The sequence below is a fragment of the Candidatus Binataceae bacterium genome (assembly GCA_035650475.1).
Lineage (GTDB): Bacteria > Desulfobacterota > Binatia > Binatales > Binataceae > JAKAVN01.
The window spans coordinates 298786-324706 of record DASRHP010000009.1 but is presented as its reverse complement, the minus strand read 5'-3'; the positions used below and the strand labels follow the sequence as shown (position 1 = coordinate 324706).

The 25921-nt window shown below is 66.9% G+C and carries 21 protein-coding genes; 7 read left to right on the top strand and 14 right to left on the bottom strand.

What is annotated here, in order from left to right; translation table 11 throughout:
• Nucleotides 1–7: 7 nt before the first annotated feature.
• Nucleotides 8–928 (bottom strand): ABC transporter permease, encoded by a 921-nt coding sequence (locus tag VFB33_07765; protein ID HZO81580.1) that lies wholly within the window; start codon nt 926–928, stop codon nt 8–10.
• Entirely contained in the window at nt 925–2529 is a 1605-nt protein-coding gene (locus tag VFB33_07760; GenBank protein HZO81579.1) for an ABC transporter substrate-binding protein, read from the bottom strand. The genes VFB33_07765 and VFB33_07760 overlap by 4 nt, the downstream gene beginning before the upstream one ends.
• A 105-nt stretch (nt 2530–2634) precedes the next feature.
• On the opposite strand from VFB33_07760, the gene VFB33_07755 reads away from it, so the two are divergent.
• Nucleotides 2635–3156, top strand: a complete 522-nt coding sequence (locus VFB33_07755; GenBank protein HZO81578.1) for a macro domain-containing protein — start codon at nt 2635–2637, stop codon at nt 3154–3156.
• Between the two features lie 36 nt (nt 3157–3192).
• Here the strand turns inward: VFB33_07755 and VFB33_07750 are convergent, their stop codons facing one another.
• Together VFB33_07750 and VFB33_07745 are read right to left on the bottom strand one after the other, a co-directional pair.
• Nucleotides 3193–4791, bottom strand: coding sequence for a DHA2 family efflux MFS transporter permease subunit (locus tag VFB33_07750; GenBank protein HZO81577.1), 1599 nt, complete (start codon nt 4789–4791; stop codon nt 3193–3195).
• An 11-nt stretch (nt 4792–4802) separates the two neighbouring features.
• Complete coding sequence (locus VFB33_07745; protein HZO81576.1) at nt 4803–6404, bottom strand: DHA2 family efflux MFS transporter permease subunit; 1602 nt, start codon at nt 6402–6404, stop codon at nt 4803–4805.
• A 231-nt stretch (nt 6405–6635) separates the two neighbouring features.
• Here VFB33_07745 and VFB33_07740 point away from each other — a divergent pair, with 231 nt between their 5' ends.
• Genes VFB33_07740 through sixA form a run of 4 tightly spaced genes read left to right on the top strand, consistent with a single transcriptional unit; the run spans nt 6636 to nt 10137 of the window.
• A complete protein-coding gene (locus VFB33_07740; protein ID HZO81575.1) occupies nt 6636–8171 on the top strand; it encodes a Ppx/GppA phosphatase family protein in 1536 nt (511 codons plus the stop codon).
• Complete coding sequence (locus tag VFB33_07735; protein HZO81574.1) at nt 8084–8896, top strand: thymidylate kinase; 813 nt, start codon at nt 8084–8086, stop codon at nt 8894–8896. The genes VFB33_07740 and VFB33_07735 overlap by 88 nt, the downstream gene beginning before the upstream one ends.
• Nucleotides 8871–9620 (top strand): dTMP kinase, encoded by a 750-nt coding sequence (gene tmk / locus VFB33_07730; protein HZO81573.1) that lies wholly within the window; start codon nt 8871–8873, stop codon nt 9618–9620. The genes VFB33_07735 and tmk overlap by 26 nt, the downstream gene beginning before the upstream one ends.
• Nucleotides 9621–9633: 13 nt before the next feature.
• Nucleotides 9634–10137 carry a phosphohistidine phosphatase SixA gene (sixA, locus tag VFB33_07725; GenBank protein HZO81572.1) on the top strand — a complete coding sequence of 168 codons (504 nt, stop codon included), beginning with the start codon at nt 9634–9636 and terminating at the stop codon, nt 10135–10137.
• Between the two features lie 82 nt (nt 10138–10219).
• Here the strand turns inward: sixA and VFB33_07720 are convergent, their stop codons facing one another.
• From VFB33_07720 to VFB33_07690, 7 genes are all read right to left on the bottom strand, one after another.
• On the bottom strand, nt 10220–10876 hold the full coding sequence (locus VFB33_07720) for a hypothetical protein (GenBank protein HZO81571.1): 657 nt from the start codon (nt 10874–10876) through the stop codon (nt 10220–10222).
• Entirely contained in the window at nt 10876–13716 is a 2841-nt protein-coding gene (locus tag VFB33_07715; GenBank protein HZO81570.1) for a molybdopterin-dependent oxidoreductase, read from the bottom strand. The genes VFB33_07720 and VFB33_07715 overlap by 1 nt, the downstream gene beginning before the upstream one ends.
• Nucleotides 13717–13721: 5 nt before the next feature.
• The gene (locus tag VFB33_07710; protein HZO81569.1) at nt 13722–15251 is read right to left on the bottom strand and encodes a 4Fe-4S dicluster domain-containing protein; all 1530 of its coding nucleotides are present in this window, start codon (nt 15249–15251) and stop codon (nt 13722–13724) included.
• Between the two features lie 176 nt (nt 15252–15427).
• Entirely contained in the window at nt 15428–16747 is a 1320-nt protein-coding gene (locus tag VFB33_07705; protein HZO81568.1) for a HAMP domain-containing sensor histidine kinase, read from the bottom strand.
• Between the two features lie 15 nt (nt 16748–16762).
• On the bottom strand, nt 16763–17980 hold the full coding sequence (locus VFB33_07700) for an aminotransferase class III-fold pyridoxal phosphate-dependent enzyme (GenBank protein HZO81567.1): 1218 nt from the start codon (nt 17978–17980) through the stop codon (nt 16763–16765).
• Nucleotides 17977–19329, bottom strand: a complete 1353-nt coding sequence (locus VFB33_07695) for an acyl-CoA reductase (protein HZO81566.1) — start codon at nt 19327–19329, stop codon at nt 17977–17979. Before VFB33_07695 ends, VFB33_07700 begins: the two co-directional genes overlap by 4 nt.
• Nucleotides 19330–19353: 24 nt before the next feature.
• The gene (locus VFB33_07690) at nt 19354–20457 is read right to left on the bottom strand and encodes a hypothetical protein (GenBank protein ID HZO81565.1); all 1104 of its coding nucleotides are present in this window, start codon (nt 20455–20457) and stop codon (nt 19354–19356) included.
• A 135-nt stretch (nt 20458–20592) separates the two neighbouring features.
• Here VFB33_07690 and VFB33_07685 point away from each other — a divergent pair, with 135 nt between their 5' ends.
• Together VFB33_07685 and VFB33_07680 are read left to right on the top strand one after the other, a co-directional pair.
• Nucleotides 20593–21012, top strand: coding sequence for a hypothetical protein (locus VFB33_07685; GenBank protein HZO81564.1), 420 nt, complete (start codon nt 20593–20595; stop codon nt 21010–21012).
• Nucleotides 21013–21211: 199 nt separating this feature from the next.
• The gene (locus VFB33_07680; protein ID HZO81563.1) at nt 21212–22054 is read left to right on the top strand and encodes an isocitrate lyase/PEP mutase family protein; all 843 of its coding nucleotides are present in this window, start codon (nt 21212–21214) and stop codon (nt 22052–22054) included.
• A 38-nt stretch (nt 22055–22092) separates the two neighbouring features.
• Here the strand turns inward: VFB33_07680 and VFB33_07675 are convergent, their stop codons facing one another.
• Genes VFB33_07675 through VFB33_07665 form a run of 3 tightly spaced genes read right to left on the bottom strand, consistent with a single transcriptional unit; the run spans nt 22093 to nt 25915 of the window.
• Complete coding sequence (locus VFB33_07675) at nt 22093–23199, bottom strand: ABC transporter permease (GenBank protein ID HZO81562.1); 1107 nt, start codon at nt 23197–23199, stop codon at nt 22093–22095.
• A gap of 2 nt (nt 23200–23201) precedes the next feature.
• Nucleotides 23202–24182: an ABC transporter permease gene (locus VFB33_07670; protein HZO81561.1), complete on the bottom strand. Its 981-nt coding sequence runs from the start codon at nt 24180–24182 to the stop codon at nt 23202–23204.
• A gap of 14 nt (nt 24183–24196) precedes the next feature.
• Entirely contained in the window at nt 24197–25915 is a 1719-nt protein-coding gene (locus tag VFB33_07665) for an ABC transporter substrate-binding protein (protein ID HZO81560.1), read from the bottom strand.
• Between the last annotated feature and the right edge of the window lie 6 nt (nt 25916–25921).

Sequence of the window (25921 nt, the reverse complement as noted above, 5' to 3'; positions counted from 1 at the left end):
CCACCGTTCACGCTCCAAGCCGGATGCGCGGATCGATAAGCCCGTACACGAGGTCGGTCAGCATGTTCACCACGACGTAGCTGAGCGCGAAGACGAGCACGCATCCTTCCACCAGCGGATAATCGCGCGCGCTTATCGCCGCGATCATCATCCGGCCCATCCCGGGCCACGAGAAAATCATCTCGACGATGATCGCGCCGGTCAGCAGGCCGCCAGCCTGTAAGCCGAGCAGCGTGATCACCGGCGTCAGTGCGTTGCGCAGCCCGTGGCGGACCAGCGCGCTGCTGGCGCTGAGTCCCTTGGCGCGAGCCGTGCGCAGGTAGTCTGCCGCGCGCACCTGCACCAGGCTCTGGCGCAGCATCCGCGCAAGCACTGCCGCCAGCGCCGTCCCCAGCGTCACGGCAGGGAGCACCAGATGCGCAAGTCCGCCGCGCCCGGTCAGCGGCAACCATCCAAGGTCGAGCGAGAACACGATCATCAGGAGCGGACCGAGATAAAGATGGGGTATCGAAATGCCTAGGATGGCGAAGCCCATCGCGCCGAGGTCGGCGGCGCCACCCGGATCGGCGCCCGCGACGAGCCCCAGCGGTAGCGCGAGCATGACCGCCACCAGCAGCCCCGCGCCCGTGAGCTCGAGCGTCGCCGGGTAGCGCTGTGCGATCAGCCGCGCGACCGGCTCGTGCGCCGAGATCGATTCGCCCAGATCGCCGTGCGCAACTCCCCGCAGGAAGCTCGCGTACTGCGCAAGGAGCGGGCGGTCGAGCCCCAACTCGTGGCGCATGCGCGCGATATCCGCCGGCGCGGCTGTCTCGCCAAGCATCGCCACTACGGGGTCGCCGGGCACGAGATGTATCAGCGCAAAGGTCAGCGTCGCGACGCCCAGCGCCACCGGAATCAGCGCGAGCAGGCGGCGGACGAGATTGGTCATCGCCTGCGAGGGTCGGACGCCGGGACTAGGGTGACGGCGTCGAGCGAGCGCAGGCTGCCGTTGGGATACGGCTTGAAGCCCCTGACACGGCGGTTGCGCACTACCACGTTGTCCACCCACCAGAGCGAGACGTACGGCAGGTCGTCGGCGGCAAGCTGCTGGACGCGGGCGTAGATTTGGCGCCGCGCCTGGGGGTCCAGCGTTGCGTCGCCCGCCTCCAACAGACGGTCCATCGCGGGATTCGAGTAGCCGCCGCGATTGTTGCCCGCGGGCGGCGCCATCCTCGAGTCGAAGACGAGGAAGTACTGGTGCGGGTCGTTGATTCCCACCCATTGGAGCGGAAAAAGGTCGAAGTTGCCGCGCTGGATGTCGCCGTAGAAGGTTGCAAACTCGTTGGTCCGAATGTCGAGGTGCACGCCAATCTGCTTGAGCATGCCCTGGATCGCTTCGCCGAGGCGCCGCCCCTCGGGCGTCGTCTTGTAAACCAGGCTGAGCGGGCGAGTGCCGTCGCTCCCGATGGTGTAGCCTGCCTCGTCGAGCAGGCGCGATGCCTTGAACGGATCGTAGTGGTATTGCGTCACGTGAGCGGTGTACGCCCAGTTCTCCGGCGCCAGCATCCCGCTCGCCACGCGCGCCGTGCCCTTGTAGAGCGAACCGATCAGCGCGCGGCGGTTGATCGCGTACGCGATCGCGCGGCGCAGCCGCAGGTCGCGCAGATGCGGGTTGCGAAAGTTGAAGGCCAGATAAAAGTAAGTAGTGCCGGGCGTCACCTCGATCGCCAGGTTTGGGCGCATCCCAAGATAGCCCAGCAGGTCGGGCTGGATGTTGTTCTCGGCCAGATCGCATACCCCCTCGGCCAGCTCGAGCGCGCGCACGGTGGGGTCAGGAACGATCTTAAAGACGATTTCAGCGATGCGATTGGGCGTAAAAGCGCGATACGGATTGCGCTCGAGCGTGATCGCTTCGTCGCGGGCGAAGCTCCGGATCCGAAACCTGCCGCTCGCCGCGGGCCAGCGCGTCTCCGCTTTGCCCGCCGGGGTTCCGTAGGGCACCACGCCGAGCGTTCCCATCTCCAGCGCCGGCGCGTACGGCCGCGTCGTCGTCATCAGCACCGTCGCGTCGTCGGGCGCGGCGATCGAGGCGAGCGCCTCAACTCCGGCGCGCTTGGGCGAGCGGGTGGCGGGATCAAGAACCGAGTCGTATGTATATTTTACGTCGCGGGCGGTAAGCGGGCGTCCGTCGGCGAAACGCAGGCCGCGGCGCAGATGGAAAATGATCGTCGTCGGCGTCGGACGCTCGAAGCTCTCAGCCAGCTCGCCGACGAAGCTGCCGTGCGCGTCGACCCTGACCAGCGAAGCGTAAACCAGTTCGTCGATACGCGCCGAAATCGCGTCGGTGTCGAAGCGCGGGTCGAGCGCAATCGGCGAGGTCTCGATATCGACCTGGAGCGAGCCGGTGGGCACGCGCCGCGCAGGCACGCGATGGCATCCGGCGGCAACCAGAAGTGCGAGCGCGGCGGCGCAGACCGCGGCCACGCGCGGGCGAGCGGGAACGTAGGTCGCACCCGGCCACGCCACCTGCCTGCTCTTCGTCTCAATCATCGGGTGCGCTCGGATGGGTGGGGATAATAGCATAAAGCGGCGGTCCCCCTTGCGACCGCGGCGGCCCCAAAGGCGGCACGAGCTCGGCTCAGAACGGAGGCGCATATGGACGGATGGCGCTCGAAGTTGATTCTCAGGCAGGGCGACCTGACCGAAGCGGCGGTGGACGCGATCGTCAACGCGGCGAACAACGACCTGGTATTGGGCGGTGGTGTGGCCGGCGCAATCCGCGCCAAGGGCGGTCCGTCAATCCAGGCCGAATGCGACAAACTCGGGCCGGTCCCGATTGGCGAGGCTGCGATAACCGGGGGCGGCAAGCTCAGGGCGCGATGGGTGATTCATGCAGCCTCGATGCGCCTGGGCGGGCGCACCACCGAGGCGGCGCTGCGCAACTCGACCCGCAATGCGCTGCGGCGGGCGGAGGAGAAACGGCTCGAATCGATCGCCTTCCCGGCGATCGGCACCGGCATCGCGGGTTTTCCGATGGAGCGCTGCGCGGAGGTGATGCTCGAGGAGATCCGCGACCATCTGCGCGGCGCGACCTCGCTCAAGCGGGTTGAGATGGTGCTCTTCGACGCCCGTGCGCTCAAGGCCTTCGAGGAGGCACTCGCGAAGATGGCGGACTGAAACCGCCACCGCAGCGCTTCCGAAAAGCGGCGCCGTCTAGTGCGACGCCGCGCCGCCACCCGCACTCTGGCCGCGGCGCAGCAGCAGGAAGCCCGGAATCAGCACCGCCATCAGCAGTGCCAGGATGCGGTAAATGTCGTTGAACGACAACATCGCAGCCTGCGCCTGGATCTGACCGTACATCGCGCCGAAAGCCTGATGGCGCCCGCTCACCATCTGCGCCAGATAGTTGAAGCCGGGCGCGCCGGGCATCCGTGCCGCTCCCCGGCTGAGCCGCCATGCGTCGAACACCGAGAGGTGCTCGACCAGGCGCGACTGATGGAGCTGCTCGTGATTGACGAGCATCGTGGTCATCCACGCGATCCCGACCGCCGCGCCCGTGTTGCGCATCATGTTGTAGAGGCTGGCGGCGAAGCCGATCCGCTCGCGCGCGACGCAGGCCAGCGCGGTCGCCGAAAGCGTGGGAAAGATCATCCCCATCCCCGCGCCCATCACGATGCTCGGCACGATCACCGTCCACAGATCAACTTGCAGGTTCCAGCCCGCCATCGTCCATAGCCCGATCGTCATCAGGACGAAGCCCGCCCCGACCAGCGGCCGGGTGTCGACGCGCCGGCGCGCGATTTGCCCGACGATCACCATCGAGGCCATCGTGGCCAGCCCGCGCGGCGCCAGCACCAGCCCCGCCTTCCACGCCGTGTAGCCCATGAACTCCTGGAGGAAAATCGGCATCAGCAGTCCGGTGCCGTAGAGCACAAAGCTCATCGCGACGATTAGGGTGAGCGCGACGACGAACGGGCGCAGCTTGAGAATGCGGAGATCGAGGATCGGATCGGGAAAGCGCAGCTCGTTGAGCGCCAGCACGACGAAGCAGACCGCGCACAGCACCGTAGTCCAGATCACCCACGGCGCGGCGAACCAGTCGGCACGCTGGCCGCGGTCGAGCACGATCTGCATCGCGCCCAGCCCCACCACGAGGCACGCAATGCCGACATAATCGACCTTGCCGCCGCGCGCACGATGCTGGCGCAGATGGGCGGGGTCGTGAACGAACGCTGAAACCATCAGGAAGGCAACAATGCCGATCGGTACGTTGATGTAGAAATTCCAGCGCCAGTTCCAGTTGTCGGTGATCCAGCCGCCCAGCGTCGGCCCCATGATCGGCGCAACCATCAGCCCCACGCCCCACGTCGCCATCGCGAGCTGTTGCTCGGCGGGCGGAAAAGTCTCCATCAGAATCGCCTGCGACGACGGCACCATCGCGGCCCCCGCCGCGCCCTGGAGCAGGCGAAAGACCACCATCTGGTCCAGCGAGACGGCCGCGCCGCACAGCGCCGAGGCGGCGACGAAGACCGCGACCGAGGTCATGAAGTAGCGTTTGCGGCCGAAGCGCGCGGAGATCCAGCCGGTCATCGGGATCATGATCCCGTTGGCGACCAGGTAGCTGGTCAGCACCCACGCGATCTCGTCCACGCTGGCCGAGAAGCTGCCCTGCATGTGCGGCAGCGAGACGTTGACGATCGAGGTGTCGAGCACCTCGAGCGTCGTGCCCAGCATCACAGCGAGCGCGACCAGCCACTTATGCGACGGCAGGGCCGACGCCGCCGGCGCCGTCGCGACAGGTGCTGCTTCCATCGGCGCGCGACCTATTCGAGGTGCGCGGGAGCAGCCTGCGGCCGGACGGCCCAGCGGAGCCCGAGAAAGGCGGGCACCATGATCAGCATCATCACCGACAGGATCCGGTACAGATCGTCGAACGACATGATCGCGGATTGCGACATCATCATCCCGTACACCATGCCGAGCTGCTGTTTCTGTCCGGTAACGAGCTGGCTCATGAAATGAAACTGCGGACCGCCCGGCATGCGCGGGGCGCGCTGGCTGAGGCGCCAGGCGTCGAACACCGACAGGTGCTCGACCAGCCTCGACTGGTGAACCTGCTCATAGTTTACCAGCATATTGGTCAGATACGAGATGCCGACCGCGGCCCCGGTATTGCGCATCAGGTTGTAGAGGCTGGCGGCTTCGCCCATCCGCTCGCGGCTCACGCCGGAAAACCCCACTGCCGAGAGCACCGGGAACAGCATCCCCAGCCCGCTGCCGAGCACGATGCTGTCGATGACGATCACGTACATGCTGACTTCGAGGTTCCAATGCGACATCAGCCACAGCCCGATTGCCGTAAGCAGAAAGCCCAGGCCGATCATCGGGCGAGTATCAACACGCACACGCGCGAGCTGGCCCACCGCGAACATCGAGAACATTGCGCTGAGCGCCCGCGGAACCATCACCAGTCCCGCCTTCCAGGCCGTGTAGCCCATCAGCTCCTGGAGAAAGACCGGCGTCAGCAAGCCGGTGCCCCACAGCGTCGCGCTCATCACGACAATCAGGAAGACCGCCAGCGAGAAGATGCGATCCTTAAGGATCCGGAAATCGACGATCGGGTGCTCGCACCACAGCTCATTGAACACCAGCGTGATCAGCGCCAGCACAGCCAATGCGGTGCCGGCGACAATCCAGCGCGAGGCAAACCAGTCGGCGCGCTGCCCGCGGTCGAGCACGATTTGCAGCAGGCCAAGGCCGACGATCAGGCACGCGATGCCCAAGTAGTCCACCGCGCCGCCGCGCGCCCGGCGCTGGCGCAGGTAGGGCGGGTCGTGGACGAACGCTGAAACCATCAGGAAAGCGAGCGCCCCGATTGGCACGTTGATGTAGAAGTTCCAGCGCCAGTTCCAGTTGTCGGTGATCCAGCCGCCCACGGTCGGCCCGATGATCGGCGCAACCATCAGGCCCACGCCCCAGGTCGCCATCGCCATCTGCTGCTCCTCGGGCGGGAACGTCTCCATCAGGATCGCTTGCGAGGAGGGGATCATCGCGGCGCCGGCCGCCCCCTGCGCCAGCCGGAAGAGCACCATCTGGCCGAGCGTCCGCGCGGCGCCGCACGCAGCCGACGAGGCAACGAAGGCCGCTACCGAGGTCAGGAAGTAGCGCTTGCGCCCGAAGCGCCCGGCGATCCAGGCGGTCATCGGGATCATGATCCCGTTGGCAACGAGGTAGCTGGTGACGACCCAGGCGATCTCGTCGATGCTGGCGGAGAAGCTGCCCTGCATGTGCGGCAGCGAGACGTTGACGATCGAGGTGTCGAGCACTTCGAGCGCGGTGCCGAGCATCACCGCGATCGCGACCAGCCACTTGTGAGCGGCGGCGGAATGCGCCTGGGGAGCAGCAGCTGCGGCTGCGCTTTCCACGCGTCCCGGTCTCCTAGCCGCGCGACCCCTCAGCCGGCCGGCGCACTGGCGCGATCATAATGTCCCCTCCGCCATCGGCGGCGTCTCCCCAAGGCGCCAACTATGGCGCAGCCGAGGACGGGTTGAAAGCGCGCGACGTCCGCGCGCATTTTCCACAGCGCCGCCCGCGCACTGTGCAGTCACGCGCAGAACCGGGCTGACAAGGGGGGCCGCCCGACGTAGGCTTCAATTATGCGCCTTGCGGCGATCGATGTCGGCTCGAATTCGGTGCACATGGTGATCGCCGAGGCGCGCCACGACGGCCGCTTCGAAGTCATCGACCGCGTCAAGGAAATGGTGCGCCTGGGCCGGCGCACGTTTACCAGCGGACGGCTGGAGCGCGTGTCGATGGACCTGGCGGTGCGCGCGCTCAAAAATTTCGTGCGCCTGGCCCGCCTGCGCCGGGTCGAGCGCATCCGCGCGGTGGCCACCAGTGCGGTGCGCGAGGCGCGCAACCGCGACGCCTTCATCGCGCGCATCCGGCGCGAGACCGGATTGCGGGTCCGGGTGATTTCGGGCGACGAGGAGGCGCGGCTGATCTTCAACGCCGTGCGCCAGGCGCTCGGCCTCGACGGCGGCCCCCATTTGCTCGTCGACATCGGCGGCGGCAGCGTCGAGCTCGCGCTCGCGCGCGACGGCCAGGCGCAGTGGATGGCGAGCCTGCCGCTGGGAGTGGCGCGGTTGACCGAGCGCTACCTCGCCTCCGATCCCCCCACCGCCTCGCAGGTGCGCCGTCTGGAGAAACATCTCGAGCGCCAGCTCGACGCGCTGATGCGCAAGGCGCGGCGCGCGGGCGTCGAGCGCGCGATCGGCACCTCGGGGACGATCAACGCGCTGGTCGCGATGGTGCGCGTGGCGCGCGACGGCGAGCAGGAACGCCTGCATGGGCTGAGCGCCGCTGCCGGCGACATCCGCCGTCTGCGCGAGCGCCTGCTCAAGCTCGAGGCCGCCGAGCGCGCCGAGCTTCCCGGCGCCGACCCCAAACGCTCCGATCTGCTGCCCGCCGCGGCCATGCTCACCGATTTCATCCTCGAGCGCGCGGGCGTGCGCGAGCTTAGCGCCTGCACGTGGGCGCTGCGCGAGGGTATTCTGCTCGCGATGGTCAATGCGGGCGCCCGCGCACAGGGCAGGCTTGAGGCGCGTCGGCGCTCGGTGCGGGCGTTGGCGCGGCGCTTCGTGGCGCTCAACGGGCACGGCCCACAGGTCGCGCGCTTGGGGCTCAAGCTGTTCGACGCGGCGGCGCCGATACTCAAGCTCGACGGGCAGGCGCGCGAGCTGCTCGAGCACGCCGCGCTCCTGCACGATATCGGGCGCGCGATCGATCATGACCGCCACAACCGCCACACCTACTACCTGGTCAAGAACGCCGAGCTGCTGGGCTTCGACCCGCTCGAAATCGAAATCATCGCGCAGGCCGCGCGCGGCCATCGCAAGCCGGCGGCGCGGCTCGATTCGCCCGAGTTCCGGGCACTGAGCCCGGCAAAGCGCCATTTGGTGCGCTCGCTGGCCGCGCTCCTGCGCCTGGCCGACGCGCTGGACCGAAGTCACTTCGGTGTGGTTAAAGATATACACGTCAGGCGTTCGCCGGGCCGTTTCACCGTGACAATTGACGCTGCGAAGGGGCAGGCGGATCTCGAATTATGGACGTGCGAGAGAAGGTCGGACTTGCTGGCGAAGCTGCTCGGCCGTCAGGTCACGGTCAGACCAGCGACGCGGCGCGTCCGCTGAACGGGCATCGCCCCACGCTGCTCAGCTCGCCCCATCCCTATCCGGGCCGGCTGATCGCGGTTGAGGGAATCGACGGCTCGGGCAAATCGACCCAATTGCAACTGCTCGAGCGCTGGCTGCGCGCGCGTGGCTACCCGGTTCACTTCACCGAGTGGAACTCTTCGCGCCTGGTGCGCACCTCGATGCGTCGGGGTAAGCGGCGCAACCTGCTGACGCCGAGCACGTTCAGCCTGCTTCACGCGGTCGATTTCGCCGACCGTTTCATCTACCAGATCTTGCCCCCGCTGCGGGCCGGGATGGTCGTGCTCGCCGACCGTTACGTGTACACCGCCTTCGCGCGCGACGTCGCGCGCGGCGTGGATCCCGACTGGGTGCGCGCGGTCTATCGCTTTGCACCGCGCCCCGACCTCACATTCCTGTTCCGGGTGCCGATCGAAGTGTCTGCCGAACGCCTGCTCGCCGGACGCGCCAAGCTCAAATACTATGAGGCCGGGATGGACCTTGGGCTGTCGAGCGACCCCGTCGAGAGCTTCCGCCTGTTTCAGGCGCGCGTGCTGGGGATCTATGACCAGCTCGCAGAGGAGTTCGGTATGCGGGTGATCGACGCCAGCCAGGACATTGCCGCCCAGCAAAAGATCGTGCGCCGGATGACCAACGAAGTCCTGCGCGAGTACGACCATCCGCGCGTCAACCACAGCCATGTCCGATCGTCCGCCCCAGACTAAGCGCTGGTACGGCCACGGTTTGCCCTACCTCGAGCACAAACCGCTGCCCGGCCATCTTATCGTGATCGAGGGCACCGACGGCGTCGGCCGCTCGACCCAGATCGAGCTGCTGCGCGGATGGCTGGAGCTGGAGGGCTACGCGGTCAGCAACACGGGATGGACCCGCTCGCCGCTGCTCTCGGAAACCATCACCGACGCCAAGGCCGGCCATCAGCTTACCCCGCTGACTTTCAGCCTGCTGTACGCCGCCGACTTCGCCGACCGCCTCGAGCACGAGATTCTGCCCGCGCTCCAGGCCGGCTTCATCGTGATCGCCGACCGCTACATGTACACGGCGTTTGCGCGCAACGCCGTGATGGGCGCCGATCCGGAGTGGACGCACGAGGTTTTCGGGATGGCGCTGGTGCCCGACCTCGTGCTGTATCTCGAAATCGACATTGACACGCTGGTGCCGCGGGTGGTGCGCGGCAAGGGAATGGACTATTGGGAGTCAGGACTGCATCTCGCGCTCTCCAGCGACATCTTCGACTCCTTCCAGAATTACCAGCGCCGGCTCATCGCCGAGTACAACCGCCTCGCTCGCGAGTTCGGCTTCGTCACGGTGGACGCGCGCCGCGCGATCGACGAGATCCAGGCCGAGCTGCGCCATCACGTCTCGGACTACCTGCATCGCGCTCAGGCCGCAACGGTCGTCCAGCTCGATGCGTCGGACCGCAAGGGCTAGCTGCCCCCTTCGCATGATTCTCTACATCCTGCGCCATGGAATCGCCGAGGACGGGCCGCCGGCGGGCGGCGACGACGGCGCGCGCCGGCTCACCGCGCGCGGGCGCGACAAGGTACGCGCCGCGGCGGTCGGAATGCGCGCACTCGGGCTCAAGTTGGACGCGCTCCTCACCAGTCCTCTGGTGCGCGCTGCCGAAACCGCCGAGCTGGTCGCCGCGGCGTGGTCGAACGCGCCGAAGCCTGAGACGCTTGCCGCGCTCGCCACGGGTGTCTCGCCCGCGGAGACCGTCTCCGCGCTCAAATCCTACGAGCGCCACGATCAGGTGATGATCGTCGGCCACGAACCGGGGCTGAGCTCGATCGCTTCGCTCCTGCTGACCGGCTCGGCGAACAGCCTGGCGATCGACCTCAAGAAATGCGGGCTTATCGCGTTAAAACTGCCTGACGGGGTCGGACGCGGTCGGGCGCAGTTGTGCTGGATGCTCACACCGCGCCAGCTACGCCGCCTGCGTAAGTAACGGCCAGCCAGGCGATAGCCGCGCGTGTCGGCAGTGGATTGTAATCTATCGCGCCCGCCTGTCCCCCCAGCGGCGAGCTTCGTCACTCCCAGACCGTGCGCACCGCGACGGTCTGGCGCTTGAGCACCCTGAGCGGGTGCGCGGGATCGCGCGTCGGCGCGTACCTGACCTTGTTAGCCATCCAGACTTTGCCTCGGCGCAGGTTTTCAAGCACACCGCTGTAGTATTCGTCTTCGCCCGGCCTCGGGTTCGCGCGCGAATCGTTGCATCCCCACGGCACTGCGACGCCGTCAATATCAGCAACGGTGCCGGTCATTTTCTCGCACACCGTCCCGTCGGCCAGCCGCATTAGCCACGGCTCGGGTTTCACCTGCGCCGACAGGTCGGCGTCGGGCAGCGGCTTGGCCAGCTCCATCACGAAGCCCGGCTTCGCCGTCGCCGGGTCGGCGCCGCACACGACGGCCCGATGGAGCGCCCGAATGCTGAAGCAAGGATCGTGGATCAGGTTGCCCACGGTGCATCGCCAGGCACCCGCTCTCAGCACCGCGATCGAACTGCTCCAGCACGCTCCCTTCTCATGCGGCCCGGACGGAACCGAGGGCTCGTACATCACAACCTCGGTCTCGCTGACCAGCGGCGCGGTATTCTCGGCAAGTGGCGCGGGCGGTTTGCACGCGAATGCGACCGTCACTCCGGCCGAGCCCACGGCGGCCGCCAGTGTGCGCAACCAGCGGTCCATCAGCCGCTCTCTGTGATGTAGAACGCCTCGGGCGCCGGACGATAGACGCGCGCCAGCCATAGCGGGCGGCGCAACCCGCCCGGACCGGGCGCCGGCCGCGTCATCGCGAGCCATCGCCGGTACACTTCGTGCGCCTTGCGCGTGTCAACGCGGATGTCGCCGTAGCGATCGTCGGGTCCGGGCCGGCTGACAGTGACTTTCTGGTGCCAGCAATGCGCGCCGCTTATCGGATCGGGCTGCACCGGGAAGATGAGGTTCTGATGCACGCCGGCATCCTGCCACCAGATGCGGCGCGAGTCGGGATCGTCGCTTTCGAACGGCCGCACGCCGTGCACCTGGCGCATCGCCCAGGCGCCCTCCCCCTTGCGCGTCAGTTCCACTAACGCCGTTGACCAGCGCTCGCCGCCGATTTCCTCTTGAAGCCGCCAGCGGCCCAGGTGATGGGAACACGCGATCACGCCCGGGCGGATCGCCTCGGTAACCCATACCTTGTCGATGAAATACCCGATCTCGGTGGCGACCTTGAGCAAGTCGTCGGTCCTCACACCGAAGCGCCGGGCGTCTTCGGGATGCATCCAGAGCGGATTGCGGTTGGAGATTTCATACAGCCACTTGGCATTGCCCGAGCGCGTGTGCACCAGCGTCGGCAGGCGGAAGGTCGGCAGCAGCAGCATCTCGCCGCGCTCACGATCGATATTTTCCCGATGGACGTGGCTGCGGATGTACGTCGGAAGTGAGTATTCGGGCCACTTCCATTCCTTGAGCGTGCGCGAATAGAGCTCGAGCTTGCGCGAGGGAGTCGGAAAGCCGACGTACGGGCGACCGTCGATCTCGACACCGATTGCGGCGCCGCCGCGCGTGATCACGCGCGTCTGCGCATCGACCGCCGCACCCTTGAGGACGTCGGGCGTAAGCTCTTTCTCATGCGCCCGGTAGGCGCCTTGCTCGACCAGGAACGCGCCATACTTGCGCATGTAATCGAGCGGCGTCAGCCGCTCGGCGGCGGCGGCCGCGGGCAATCCCGGCACGCTGTTCTCGAAGATCCAGCGGTAGTATTCCTCCAGCGTGAGCTTTTCGCCGGCACGGTAGGGCGACTCGAAGTACTTGCGGATCCCCAACCCGCCGTCGGGATCGATTCGCCACGAAAGCTCGATCCAGAATTCGTCCTCTTCCCAGACTTCGCCAACTCCGGCCTCGCGATGGGCCTCCCAGGTCGTGGCGAAGCGCCTGCCGGCGCGTTCGAGTGCGACGCGCACCACCGGTTGGCGAAAGCCGATCCAGCGCGCGGCATGGGTCTCCTGGCTGAGCAGGTCGTGGCGCTCCGGCCCGTGGCCCATCGGCAGCACATAGTCGGCAAACCACGCGGTCTCGCTCCAGGTCGGAGTCAGGCAGGCGTGGCGCTCGATCTTGCGTTCGTCGGTGAGCATCTCGATCCAGCTCATGCCGTCGGGATTGGTCCACACCGGGTTATAGACGCGGGTGAAATAGGCGCTGAGCTTGCCGCGGCCGTCGGCGAGGAAGTGCGGCAGCAGGAAGCTCATCTCGAAGAAGGCCAGCGGAAACTCGCGCGGCCACATCAGCTCGTTCCAGCGCCGAGGCGGCGGCGGCATCAGCGGCGGCGCCGGGATGAACTTGTTCGACGCATTGGTCGCGGTGCCGCCCGGCGCATCCACCGCGCCCATCAGCACGACCAGGAGCTCGAGCGCGCGCGCAACCTGCCATCCTCCAAGGTTGCCCGCCGCCGCATTGCGCCAGACGTGGGCGGCGAGCGCCGAGCCCGCGTCGCCGATGGCGCGCGCGACCTCCACGATCGTCTCCGCCGAGGCGCCCGACTCGCGCGCGGCGAACTCAGGGGTGTATTCGGCGTAAATTTGGTCGAGGACTTCGAGAAACGTATCGAAGGTCTGCGGGCGGCCCGGATACTCCTCGCGCAGGAACTCCTCCCAGTTGACCCAGCGGCGGAGGAACTCGCGGTCGTACCGCCGCTCGCGGATTATCACCTGGCACATCGCAAGCAGTACGGCCGCTTCGCTGCCCGGCCAGGTCGAAAGCCACCAGTCGGCCTTGGTCGCCGTGTTCGACAGCCGGGTGTCGATCACGCACACCTTGGCGCCGCGCGCCTTGGCTTCGATGATCCGCTGGGCGTGCGGATTGAAGTAGTGGCCGGCTTCGAGATGCGAACTCAGGAGCAGGATGAAGCGGGCGTTGGCATGGTCGGGCGACGGGCGATCGGCGCCGTGCCAGAACGCGTAGCCGGTGCGCGCACCGGCCGAGCAGATGTTGGTATGGCTGTTGTGGCCGTCGATGCCCCAGGCGTGGAGGATGCGCTGGTTATAGATCAGCTCGTGGCCCGGACGGCCCACGTGATAGACGATCTCGTTGTGTCGCCCCTCGACCAGCGCGCTGCGGATGCGCGCGGCGAGATCGTCGAGCACCTCGTCCCATGTGACGCGCTTCCACTTGCCCTCGCCGCGGGCCCCCGCGCGGCGCAGCGGGTAGCGGACCCGCTCGGGATCGTTGACCTGGTTGACCGTCGCAGGCCCCTTGGCGCAATTGCGTCCGCGGCTGCCCGGATGGGCGGGATTGCCCTCGAACTTGCGCACCGAGAAGTCGCGCCTGTCCACGTATCCGAGCAGGCCGCATCCGGCCTCGCAGTTGAAGCAGACCGTCGGCACCAGCGTGTAGTGCTTCTCGACCTTGCGCGGCCATGCCGCAGGGTCGAACTCGACCCAGTCCTCCCATCGCTCGGCCGGAGGAAACGCATCGAGCCCGCCGACGGGCGCTTCGAGGCCGGCGGCCTCCGGATTGAGCGGGAGCATATCTTTGGATGCGGGGGCCATTTCTCCTAGCTCAGCGGCACCGCCTGGCCCGCCTTGATCCAGATATTTTCGAACACCCACAGCCCGGCAAGGCCGAGCAGCGCGGCGGCGGCGATCGGCGCGGGGCTGCGCCATCCCAGTCCTACCCCGATAAGAACCAATGGCACGATCGTCCCGAGCCCGACGACCGCCAGCCAAAAGCGCGCGCTGAGCGCGCCGCGCGAGATCAGGTCCGCGGCCCGGCGAAAGTCCTCGCTCATCGCCGGCAGCGCGAGCTCGACCAGGACCATCACCAGCCCGAGCGCGAGGGCGCCGGCTAGGATGCGCGCGCCGAGGAAAACCGACGTGTCGTCAGCGCCGAGCGTAACACCGGCCACGACCACAATCGCCGCGCCGCCGATCAGAGCCTGCACCAGCAGGTGCCAGACGAACACGGGGCTCTGCCAGAGCTCGCGCCCCTTGGCCTGTGCGAACAGGAACGCGGTGTAGCACGCGGCGCAAATCGCGAAGAGCGCGCTTATGAGCGCCAGCATCGGCGGAATCGAATTGAGCAGCAGGCCGCACGCGAGCCATGCCGCGCCGAGCGCGCCGTAGATGATCAGGATCCAGGTGCCCCACACCAGCCATGACCGCGGGTTCGGTCGGGTGAGCAGATAGTAGAATCGCCACGGCTGCGTGAGGTCGACGATCAGCAGGACAACCGTGATTGCGAGAAAGCCCAGGGCCACAAGCGGGCTTGCGACTGCGAGCAGCGTCGTGGCGCTCGCGCCGCCGCTCCATCCGAGCAGTATCGCCGCAACCAGTAGCGCGCCGGCGGCGATCGACTTGGTCCACAGGTAGGCGGCCGGAATTGCGCCCCATGGCGCCGCGCGCGCGACGTCGTACACGATTCGCGCGCCGCCCGGGACCGCGGAGCCGTCTTCGTCGGTGGGCGGGCGTTCGTCGCCCGCCGGGTTATGGTCGGCCCACATCGCGCTCGCCTCGGGCCGCATCATTGAAGGCTGCAAGAGGTCACCATCGATACCGACATAAAAGAGCTTGGGCCGGGTGCCCTTATGCGGCTTGCGCGCGGCGACCTTCTGGGTCGCGACGATGCGACTGACTCGGCTTTGCGGGTCATCGAGGTCGCCGGTCATGATCGCCTGGGTCGGGCATACGATGACACAGGCGGGCTCCAGCCCGCGCTCGACGCGATGCGCGCAGAAGTTGCACTTGGCGGCGGTCTCGGTGTTGGGGTCGATGTAGAGCGCGTCGTAGGGGCAGGCCTGCATGCAGGATTTGCATCCGATGCAGCGGCTGTTGTCGAAATCGACGATCCCGTTGTCGCGCCGGAACAGCGCGCGGGTCGGGCAGATCTCGACGCACGGCGCCGCCTCGCAATGGTTGCAGCGCATCACGCCGAAGTGGCGGCTCACGTCGGGAAAGGCGCCCTTCTCGATGTATTTGACCCAGGTGCGGAAGACGCCGACGGCGACGTTATGTTCTTCCTTGCAGGCGACCGTGCACGCGTGGCATCCGATGCAGCGGTTCTGGTCGATCACAAAGCCGTAACGCACGCGCGAGCCTCCCGGTTGGCGCTTGGCGAGTCGCGACTGCGCCTCTTTTTGATGCGACTCCGCTCAAATCACCTGGAATGACTCGCTTTACTATACGCGCGCCGAGGGGGTCAAAGCGGGCCGGCCAAGAGACCGCTTGCGCAACCGAACGCTCGCGCACCTACGCGGAGCGCGGCTCAGGATTCCCAGAACGGAAGCTCGGCGATCAGTGTCAGGCCACGATTGACGTGCGAGCGCGCGCTCACCTGTCCACCGTTGGTCTCGGTCAGCGCGCGCGCGATGTAGAGCTTCCAGGCCGAGGAGCCCATGCCCTGGCGATCCTGCACCGGACGCTCGAAAAGATGGGCGAACTGCTCGCTGCTGAGCTGCTGGCCGGTGTCCTGGACTTCCATTATTACCTTATCCCCGCTAAGGAAGGTGCGTAGGACGACCTCGCCGGTCTCAGTGCGCTGGACCGCATTGCTCAGCAAATTGGCGACGATTCGCTCCAGATGCAGCGGGTCGAGGCTGCCGCGCGGCATCCCGCCCAGCTCGGTGCGCATCCGCAGCCCCTTGAGCCGCGCCTCACGCCCGTAAACGTCGGCGACCTCCTGCACGATGGTGTTGGGATCGACGATCCGCGGATGGGGCGTCAGGTTGTCCTCCTCAAGCAAGTACATGTCGAGGACGTTCTTGACCAGCAGGTCCAGCGCGCGCGCGGTGGAGCCGACGCGAGCCAGCAGATGGGCGGTTTCCTTTTCGCTGAGCTCGTCCTCTTCGAGCAGCGTAACCAGCCCGACCAGAGTCGCGAGCGGGTTGCGGATGTCGTGGGTCATGGTGCCGATCTGGCGCTCGCGGAACTTGGCCGCCGCCGCCAACTGTTCCATCTGCGCGCGCAACTTGCCGCGGTAGCGATCGAGGAACAACGCCGTGAACCACGACAGGACGAGCGCCGCGATGAAGCCGAGCCATCGGTAGAGCGTGTACTCATCGCGGTAGGGAACCGCGAGCGCCGCGGCGGCAAACAGCGCCAGGCATCCGAGATTCAGCAGCGCCTGCCAGCGCGGCCCCCACATCACGAAGGCGGCGGTTGCAAACGGGCACAGCACGATCGCGATAAACGCCAACTCGAAGTTGCGTTCGAGCGAAGCGATCTTGATGAACAACGCGATCAGGACGACACAGCACAGCAGCGTCCAGACCTTCCAGCGCTTGCGAAATTCCCTGAGCCAGGTGATTCCGAAGAACGCTGTGATCAGCGCGAAAGCCGCGTAGTGATAGACCGTCAACGGACGGCGTCCGCCGCCGAGCAGGGTGTACAGCACGGCATAAGCCAGCATGAAGAGGATCGCGATCGGTCCCGCGACCTTCAGCGTGCTGATGGCCTCGGCGTCGTGGTCGATTTCGAGCAGTACGCGGCGGTCGGCGGCGACCGGGCGGCGCGGTGCCAGTACGGCCCCGGTCTGCGGCTGCTCGGCGCCGGGCTCTTTGGCTGCAACAACCTGGGCTGTGGCCATACCCCCCCCGGAAGGTCACCCACTAGCTTTGCCGATGGCGCGAGATGCTTCAAGCGCAGCGCTCATCGTCTCGATGGCGAAATCCGCCTCCTGCGCGCTCATCGTGAGCGGCGGCGCCAACCTGACCACGCACTCCGCGTTGAGCGTCCAGTTGACGACTACGCCGCGCGCCAGCGCCGCGTGCGTGAAGCTCTGCGCCGCGGCCGCCGTGGCGAACTCAATCCCCAGCAGTGCGCCGATTGTGCGCACTTCGGCCAACCTCGAGCTAACTAGATGCCGCAAGCCGCGTCCCAGCCGATCCCCGATCGCGCTCGCTTGCTCCCACAGCCGTTCATCGACAATAACCTCCAGTGCGGCGAGGCCGGCGGCGCAGGACAGCGGATGGCCGCCGAAGGTCGTGATATGGCCCAGCGGCGGATTGTCGGCGAGCGCGCCGATAATCTGGTCGCTTCCGCAGAACGCCCCCAGCGGCAGCCCGCCCCCGAGCGCTTTGGCCAGCACCACGATATCAGGCACGAGGCCAAAATGCTCCATCGCAAACAGCCGCCCGGTGCGGCCGAATCCGGTGAGAACTTCGTCGAATATCAGCAGCGCGCCCGTCCGATCGCATCGTTCACGCAACGCGCGCATGAACTCAACCGACGGAATCCGCACACCCCCCTCGGCCTGCACAGGCTCGATGACCACTGCCGCAACGGTCGAATCGATCGCCTCCAGCGCGGCGATGTCGCCGTACGGTAGATGGCTGACAGGACCGGGCAGCGGCTCGAACGGCGCGCGGAACGCCGGATTTCCCATCAGCGCGAGCGCCATCAGCGTGTCGCCGTGGTAAGCGCCGTCGAAGGCGATCGAGCGCGCACGGCCGGTGTGTTTGCGCGCAGCCTTGAGCGCGCCCTCGATTGCCTCCGCTCCGCTGTTGGTGAAGTACACGCGGCCGAGCCCCGACGGCAGCAGGTTAGCCAGTCGCTCGGCTAGCCGCACCTGGGTCTCGATCACGTACTCGCCATAAACCATCACGTGTAGATGGCGGCGCGCCTGCCTCGCGATCGCTTCGAGCACCGCAGGATGGCCGTGGCCCAGGGCGGCCACGCCGATGCCCGCGATCAAATCGAGATAGCGGCGCCCGTCCCTGGTATAGAGCCAGGAACCCTCCGCGCGCGCGATTTCCAGGCCGATAGGCAGCGGCGAAGTCTGAGCCAGATGGCGAAGAAAAGCCTCGCGCAACTCGCTCATCGTGCGGCGTCCCGCAACATCTCGATGAAGGCGTCGCCGCCATGCGGCCAATCCAGTGGCGGCGACTGCATCTGCCCGGGCTCGCAGACGTACCAGACGCCCAAGGCACGGAGCGTCGAGGCGAGCTCCTTACGCTGGTTTGGAGGCGCAACGAGCGCAAATGCCTCCAGCCGACCCGCGACCGCACCCAGGCGCGAGCCCAGCTCAGCGAGGTCTTCAAGCCAGCTCACAACGACGGTGCGGTAACCGGGCGACGGACAAAAACCGGCGTCGCGGTCGTAGATGGCGGTCCATCCGAGGCCGTCGCCCTCCCATAGGGCGACGGCCTCGTCGTCCGGCGTCGGCGAGGCGGGAGCCGCGCCGCGCAGCGCGAGCGCGCGCCAACGCACGCGCTCGCGCTGCGCGCGAATCGCCGCCGCCGCCTCGAGCGGGAGGCGCGCCGGCGGCAACCGGCGCGCCAGCACCTCCAGCGCGCGGGCGAGGCGCGCGGCCAAGCCACGCGCCGCGCCCGCGCCTGCCCGGCCCGCGACGAAGACGTGATGCGGCGAGAGGCATCCCCGCTGCTCGAACAACGTCACGTCGCGCGCCAGCGCGGCCGCCACCGCGTCGGCGGCCGCCGGCGCCGCGACCACATCGGCCATCACCAGCGCGCCGCTCAGCCGACTTGGGAAGCCGAGGTAGGCGCGGTCCTCACGCGCCGCGCCGAGGGCAGCGATGGAGGCGTCATCGCCGTAGGCGACGATGCCTCCATCGCACCGCGCCCACAGCGCACGCATCGCGGCGGTATCACTGCGACCGAATTGCACCGGTTCGGCCAACGCGCCCACCCGAGCATCGATGTCGCGCAGCGTGCCGATAAAATTTGCGAAAAAGACCGGCTCCGCGCTCGCCGGCTTGACGATCACGCGCGCACCGGCCAGTAGCGCGGCGCACAGCTCGTGGATTCCCGCTCCCGCCACGTTGCCCGCCATCACGAAGCCATACAAGCGCGAGGTCGAAGGCACCTCGGCCGCTCGCGTCTCAAGCGCCGCGCGGCTCAGCGGCGCGAGCAGCGCATCGAGCGACTCATCGAGCAGGGCCGGCGCCATACCGGACGTCGCGGCGATGGTCGCGACGGTTTCGCGCCGCGACGCAAACGCGCGCGCGCGCCACAGCTCGGCGTTGGCAGCGAGCGCCGCGGCTACACGCGACGGTGCGCATCGCACGACGCCTCGCAGCCGCTCGGCGGCAGCATCTATCGCGGCGGCTGCTTCGCTGCCGCGCCCCGACGGCTCAGGCGAAGCGCCATCAGAAGGGCTCGGCGGCCGCTGGCGCCGGCATGTGCCGGACGGCGATGCAATGGAATTCATCTGCGCGGGCGCGCGCCTCAAAACTCAGCCTTCGCGGGCGGCGAACTGTTCGATGCCAAGCGCGCAGCCGCGCGCCTCGCCGTCGGCGGCTCGTCCGAGCAGCCTCACTGTTGTTGCCTCGACCACGCCCAGATCGCCGGTCAGGATCGCCGACACTGACCCGACGTTGGCCAGATCGAAGAATCGCAGCAGGCCTGTGGCGCCGTCGGGCACAGGCCTGAGCGTCGCCGGATCGACCGCGGACACAGCGAGCCATGGGGGCGCCAACTTGCGGCGCGCGCCAGGCGCGTCGTCGCGGCGCGAGTTGAACCGGGTCGCGTCGTAGAGCTGCGAGCACATCTCGGTCATGCCGTATTCGTTGATCACCAGCGCCGGTTCGATCCCGAGCATTGCGTGCGCCCGCGCGATAACCTCATCCGCAGCCAGTGGCACCGCCTGGCCTTTGGCGCCGCCGGTGTCCATCAGGCGCGACCCGCGCGCGAGTGCAAGCCGTTCGCCGCGTCCGTCCAGTTCCGCGAATAGTTCGGCGATGGCCGCCGTCGTGCCCATCACGCACACCGGCTCGGCGTCGCGCTGCACCGTGCGCAGGAACTCCACCGCCGCAGCGGCGTCAACCCCGGCGCGGTCGGCAACACAGAGCGCCGCGCCGGCGCCAAAGCGCTCGATGAACCAGCTTATCATCTGGCCTAGCGACGACTCCGGCATCCGTTCGGCGGTCGGATGAAGGCTGAGCATCCGCATCCGCGCGCCGTCGGGAAACATCATCCGCTCGCCATGCGCGAGAGCCGAGGCGTGATAGATATCGAGACGGGGCACGCGATGGCGGCCACGAGTGTTGCGCCCGGCGGTCGTGCCGCTGGTCATAAAAACGCGCGATTCCGCAATGCCGCTATCCTCCGCAACCGAAACCGAGTCGCTGAGCTCAGCGTATTTGAAGGCGGCCGTGCTGAGCGCCGGGATATCGGCGAGCGATTTCACGCCGTTGGGACGTACGCCCTGACTCAGGCAAAATTCTCTATACGAAGCGACGGAGTCGAATTGATGGCGAAAAACCTCAAGCGCAAGCGCCTCAAAGTGCTCAGCCTTGGGCATCCTGATGAAGGACAGAACTCGGTCGTAAATCGCCATCCGGGGCTCCCGGGGCGCCAGCCACTGGACATGATGGCATCCCGCGAAGCTCGTATTCAATCCTGCTCAGCGATCTGATAGAAGATCGCGGGGTTGTGGAGTGGCGGGGCTGTTAGCCGGAAGCGGGTCTCTCAGATGAAAAAGTTCATAGCGGGTGTGGTGGTTGGCTTTATGCTGAGCTGCGCGGGAGTATTCGCCGCACCCAGCTTCGATCACAACGGAACGTACTGGAACCAGCTGAACGCGTCGGCCAAGGCCGGTTACGTCAATGGTTACAGCGACGCGATGCAGGTCAGCGTCGGCAAGCTCAACATCCTGACGACGGCCGCCAGCCTGTTTCACTGGAAGGGCGCCGACAAGATCATTCACCAGCTATCGCACGAGCTGGCGATGTCGGAGCAGAAGCCGGAAGAGGCGGTGAAACGCCTCGACGAGCTTTACTCCGATCGCAAGTACGCCGAGCTCGACCTCGGCACGGCGCTTCAGCTGCTCGCGATTCGGAGCCCTGCGGCTGCGGACAAGAGCGCCCCGGCTCCAGCCGCGGCGAGCAAGTAGCATTCCGCGCCGAGCGTCGGGCGCTCTCAACGAAACTCGCAAGCCTCCTAGCGAGCCGGTCGTTTGCCGAAAAGGCGGGCGGCCAAGTCGTTCGCAGCTCTGCCGAGCGCCAGGCATCGCGCTCCCGCCAGAGGTTTGACAATCCTCGCCGCCGGGACCTAGGTTCGCTGCATCCCTCAATCCAAGGGAGGAACTCGCGATGGGCGAAAGAGCAGCGCGGCTTCGTGCGATGCTTGAGGGCCCGGCGATGGTGCTCGCGCCGTTCGTATACGACGCCCTGCAGGCCAAGGTCGCTGCGCAGCTCGGCTTCGACGCGGTGTACATGACGGGCTTCGGAACGGCCGCCGCGCGCGGTTATCCCGACCTTGGATTGCTGACCATGAGCGAGATGGTTGACAACGTGCGCGCGATCGCGCGCGCGGTCGATGTGCCGCTGATCTGCGATGCCGACACCGGCTACGGCAATCCGCTCAACGTCTGGCGCACGGTGCGCGAGTATGAAGACGCGGGGGCGGCGGCGCTCCATATTGAGGACCAGGTATGGCCCAAGCGCTGTGGCTTTCTCGCCGGAAAGCAGGTCATCGCGATCGAAGAGATGGTGCCCAAGGTACGCGCGGCGTGCGAGGCGCGGCGCGACCCCGCCGTGGTGATCATCGCGCGCAGCGACGCGCTGGCGGTCAACGGATGGGAGGATACGGAGCGCCGATGCCGCGCCTACCGCGAGGCGGGCGCCGACCTCATCTTCGTCGACGGCATCCGCACGCGCGACGACCTTGAAACCTACGCCCGCCGCCTCGGCGACCTGCCCCTGCTGTACAACGGCCAGTTGATGCCCGCGGGGGAGCTCGCGCGCTACGGCTTCAAGCTGACCATTTACAGCGGCACGCTGCTCGCTTACTACCGCGGCGTCCGCGAAATCTTAGTCGAGCTCAAACAGACCGGCGCGGTGCGCCGCGAGGGCCAGGGCAAGGCGTTCGATGAAGTCCTGCACCTGCTCGGTGCGCCCGAGCTCGACGCGCTCGGCAAGAAGTACGGCGCGTGACCAAGCTGCCCGCCGACGCCTCCCGACGGCCTTACGGGTTAACGGATTTGGCCGGGGTCGAGGCGGTCCCGCAGGTAGTCGCCCATGAAGTTGAACGCCATCACCGTGAGGAAGATGAACACGCCCGGGATGAGAATCCACGGGTAGCGCGCCAGACTTTGCACGTCCTGCGCCTGGGCGAGCAGATTACCCCAACTCGCCGCTGGCTCCTGGATTCCCAGGCCGAGCAGCGAGAGCGCGCTCTCGCCCAGGATGAAACCGGGGATCGAAAGCGTCGCGGCGACGATCGCGTAGCCGAGCACCGACGGAATAACGTGGTGGAGGAGCACCCTCCGGCGCGAGGCGCCGAGCGCGCGCGCCGCCTCGACGTAGGGACGCGAGCGCACCGAGGCAGCCATCCCGCGGATAATCCGCGCGAAGCCGGCCCAACTGATGAAGCTCATGATCGCTACGATCATGAAGAACGTCATCACCGTGCTTACGCCCGAGGGGATCACCGCCGCCAGCGCGAGCAGAAAGTAGAACGACGGCAGCGACATCTCGATCTCCGACCAGCGCATGATCAGGTTGTCGGCCAGCCCGCCGACATAGCCCGAGAACGCGCCGACCGCGATACCGAGCGAGAAGCTGATGGCGACGCCGATCAGTCCCACGCACATGCTGACGCGCGCGCCGTACACGATGCGCGAGAACAGATCGCGGCCGAGCCCGTCGCTGCCCATCAGGAAAACCGGCTCGGCCGCCGAATCGGTGGTGAACAGGTGGCCGCGATGGAACAGGCGCACGTAGGTCTTGCGCGTGCGGTCGGGTGCGAAAATCCGCGCCTCCGAATCCACCATCCGCATCGGATAGGCAAAAAAGAAGCCGCGCCGCCACTCGGCGGGCGGCGCTGGATGCAGCCGCATCGGCGGGCAATCGGGCAGGTTGCGGTACTGCTGCGTCGGGTCGTAGGGCGCGACGAACGGCGAGGCGGCGGCGAGGAAATAAAACAGCAGCAGGCAGATTACCGACAGCCGCACCACCCACGGCGCAAGCCGCCACTCGCGCGCGAGCGCGGCGCCAAAGGCGCGCACGCGCGACGGGCGCGCGGCCGGCTCGCCGTCGGCGCCGCGGGTTGCGGCAATTGTCGCCGGTTCCGCCGTCATCATCACTCCGCACTGAGCGAGGAAAAATCGACGCGCGGATCGACCGCGACCAGCGCGATATCGGCCAGCAGGTTGCCCACCAGCAGCAGCACCGTGCCCATCAGCACCGAGCCCATCACCAGGTAGATGTCGAGCGAGCGCACGGCGTCGAGCAGCAGCAGTCCCAGCCCCTGGAGATTCATCACCGCCTCGACCAGCGCCGCGCCGCCCAGCAGGTCGGCGAGCCCGTAGCCGGCCAGCGTGACAAACGGGTTGAGCGCGTTGCGCAGCACGTGCTTGTAGATTACCACCCGCTCGGACAGCCCCTTGGCACGCGCCGTGCGGACGAACTCGGAGTTCTTGATCTCCAGGATCTGCGAGCGCATCAGCCGCATCAACGACGCCATCCCGGCCGTGCCCAGCACCAGCACGGGCAGAATGAGATGGTTGAGGCGGTCGGCTAAACGGCCCCATTCGCCGAGGCTCGAGTAATAGACCGAGTAAGTGCCGCCCACCGGGAACCATCCCGTGCGCAGCGCCAGATACATCATCAGGAAGGCAAGGAAGAAATTCGGCACCGACATCCCGAAGAACGCGAGGAACGACAGCACCCGGTCCCAGATCGAGTTTTGTCTGACCGCGACCACGATCCCGATGGGAATCGCCACCAGCCAGGCGAACAGCATGCTAGCGGCGGCGAGAATCACCGTATTGAGCGCGCGCGCGGCAATGAGTGAGGTCACGTTAACGCGGTAGGTCAGCGAGACTCCGAGGTTGAGATGGAGCACCTGCCAGAGCCACTTGCCGTAGCGCACCATCAGGGGCTGGTCCAGGCCAAACTGCGCCTCCATCTGGCGAATCACTTCGGGCGAGATCGACGGGTTGAGCTTGAGCGAGGAAAGAAAGTTGCCCGGCACCAGCGACATCACGAGGAACGACAGGAAGGTGATCCCGATGATCAGCGGGATCATGTTGAGCAGACGCTTGACCAGGAAATTAGCCATCGGGCCGCGCGCGCTCAGTCGGGCGTGAACTCGATCCACTCGGGCTTGTAGAAGCCCCAGACGGTGGGCTGGAAGTTGCGCAGCGAATTCTTCCACGCCTGGTAATGCACCTGGCGCACGGTTTCGATGATCGGCAGCTCGTCGTGCAGGATCTGCTGGATGCGCCAGTAGTAAGGCGCGCGCTTGAGCGGATCCATCACCGTCGTGCCCTCATCCAGCAGGCGGTCGATTTCGGCTTCCCATGGGGTCGCCGGCTGGGGCTCGTGCGGATACCACAGATGCAGATTGCCGGACGAGCGCAGGAAGTTGGCCGCGTTGTTCGGCTCGACGCCGCCGCCGCCGAAACCGATCAGCACCGCATCCCAGTCGTAGTTCGAGTCGAGCTTCTCGACCAGGGTGGTGAACTCCAGCGGGCGGTAGTTAACCTTGATGCCGAGGCTGGCGAGGTCCTGCTTGAAGATCGCACACATCTGGTCGCGCACGTTGACCCCGGTGTTGGTGGTAAGGTTGAACTCGAGCCGGTGGCCCTGCGGATCGACCCGCACGCCGGGCCTGATCAGGTGGTAGCCCGCGGCCTCGAGAATCCCGGCCGCTTCCTTCAGGTCGTAGTCGTAATCCTTGAGATTGGGATTATGAAAGACCTTGTTGGCGGGTGAGACATCGGAGACTGCCGGCACCGCGAGCCCGTGGAAGCACAGGTTGATCATCCCTTGCTTGTCCACCGCATGGGCGAGCGCACGCATGAAGCGGATGTCGGTGAACCAGCGGTAGCGCGGATCGACGACGCCATTGTGGATGTAGTGGCGCGGATTGCGATTGAAGGCGAAGAACAGCGAACCGGTATCGATGCCGATCCGCTTGAGCGTAATGCCGAGCCGCTTCTGGCGCTCGCGCAGATCGACGACCTCCTCGGGCCGCGGCGTGTAAACATCGATCTGGCCGGAGAGAAAGCGCAGGTAGGCGGCGTTCTGATCCTGCACGATGAGCAGGGTCTGGCCGTTCAGCCGCGGCAGCGGCCGCCCGTTTTCGTCGCGCATCCAGTAATCCGGATTGCGCGCGAAGCGCACGTACTGGCTCTGCACGTACTGCGTCATCCGGTACGGCCCCTGGCCGACCAACTTTGACGGCGGCGTGTCGATACTCCAGGCCTGGTTGAAGCGGCCGGCCTCAAAGGCCGGCCCGAGCACGTGCGCCGGGATGATGTCGAAGCCAATCGAGTAGAGCAGCGGCGCAAACGGCCGCGGCATCGCCATCCGCACGGTGTAATCGTCCAGCGCTTCGACCTTGATCGGCTTGCCGTCCACCAGCAGCGTCGGCCGGACACTGTTGGGCACGTGCGGGTCGTAGATCACGCGCATCGTGAAGACCACGTCGTGCGCGGTCAGCGGCCGGCCGTCCGACCATTTTAGGCCGTGACGCAGATGGAAGGTCACCACTTTGCCGCCCTCACTGACCTGCCAGCTCTCGGCCAGGCCTGGCTCGGGCAGATTGGTCAACGGATTAATCCTGACCAACCCCTCGAACAGGTTGCCGACGGCGTCGCCCGAGGCCGAGTCGGTGACCAGGATGGGATTGAACGTGCGCGGGTCGCTGGTGGTCGCGGAGTAGAGAATCTGCTCGCGTTCGTGCTGATTGGACGGCCGCTCAACCCGGCATCCGGCCACCGCGCCCAGCGCGAGCGTCGCACCAAGCAGTAGCGCAAGCGCGAAGCGCCGGCTCTTCTGCGGATTCACCGCTGC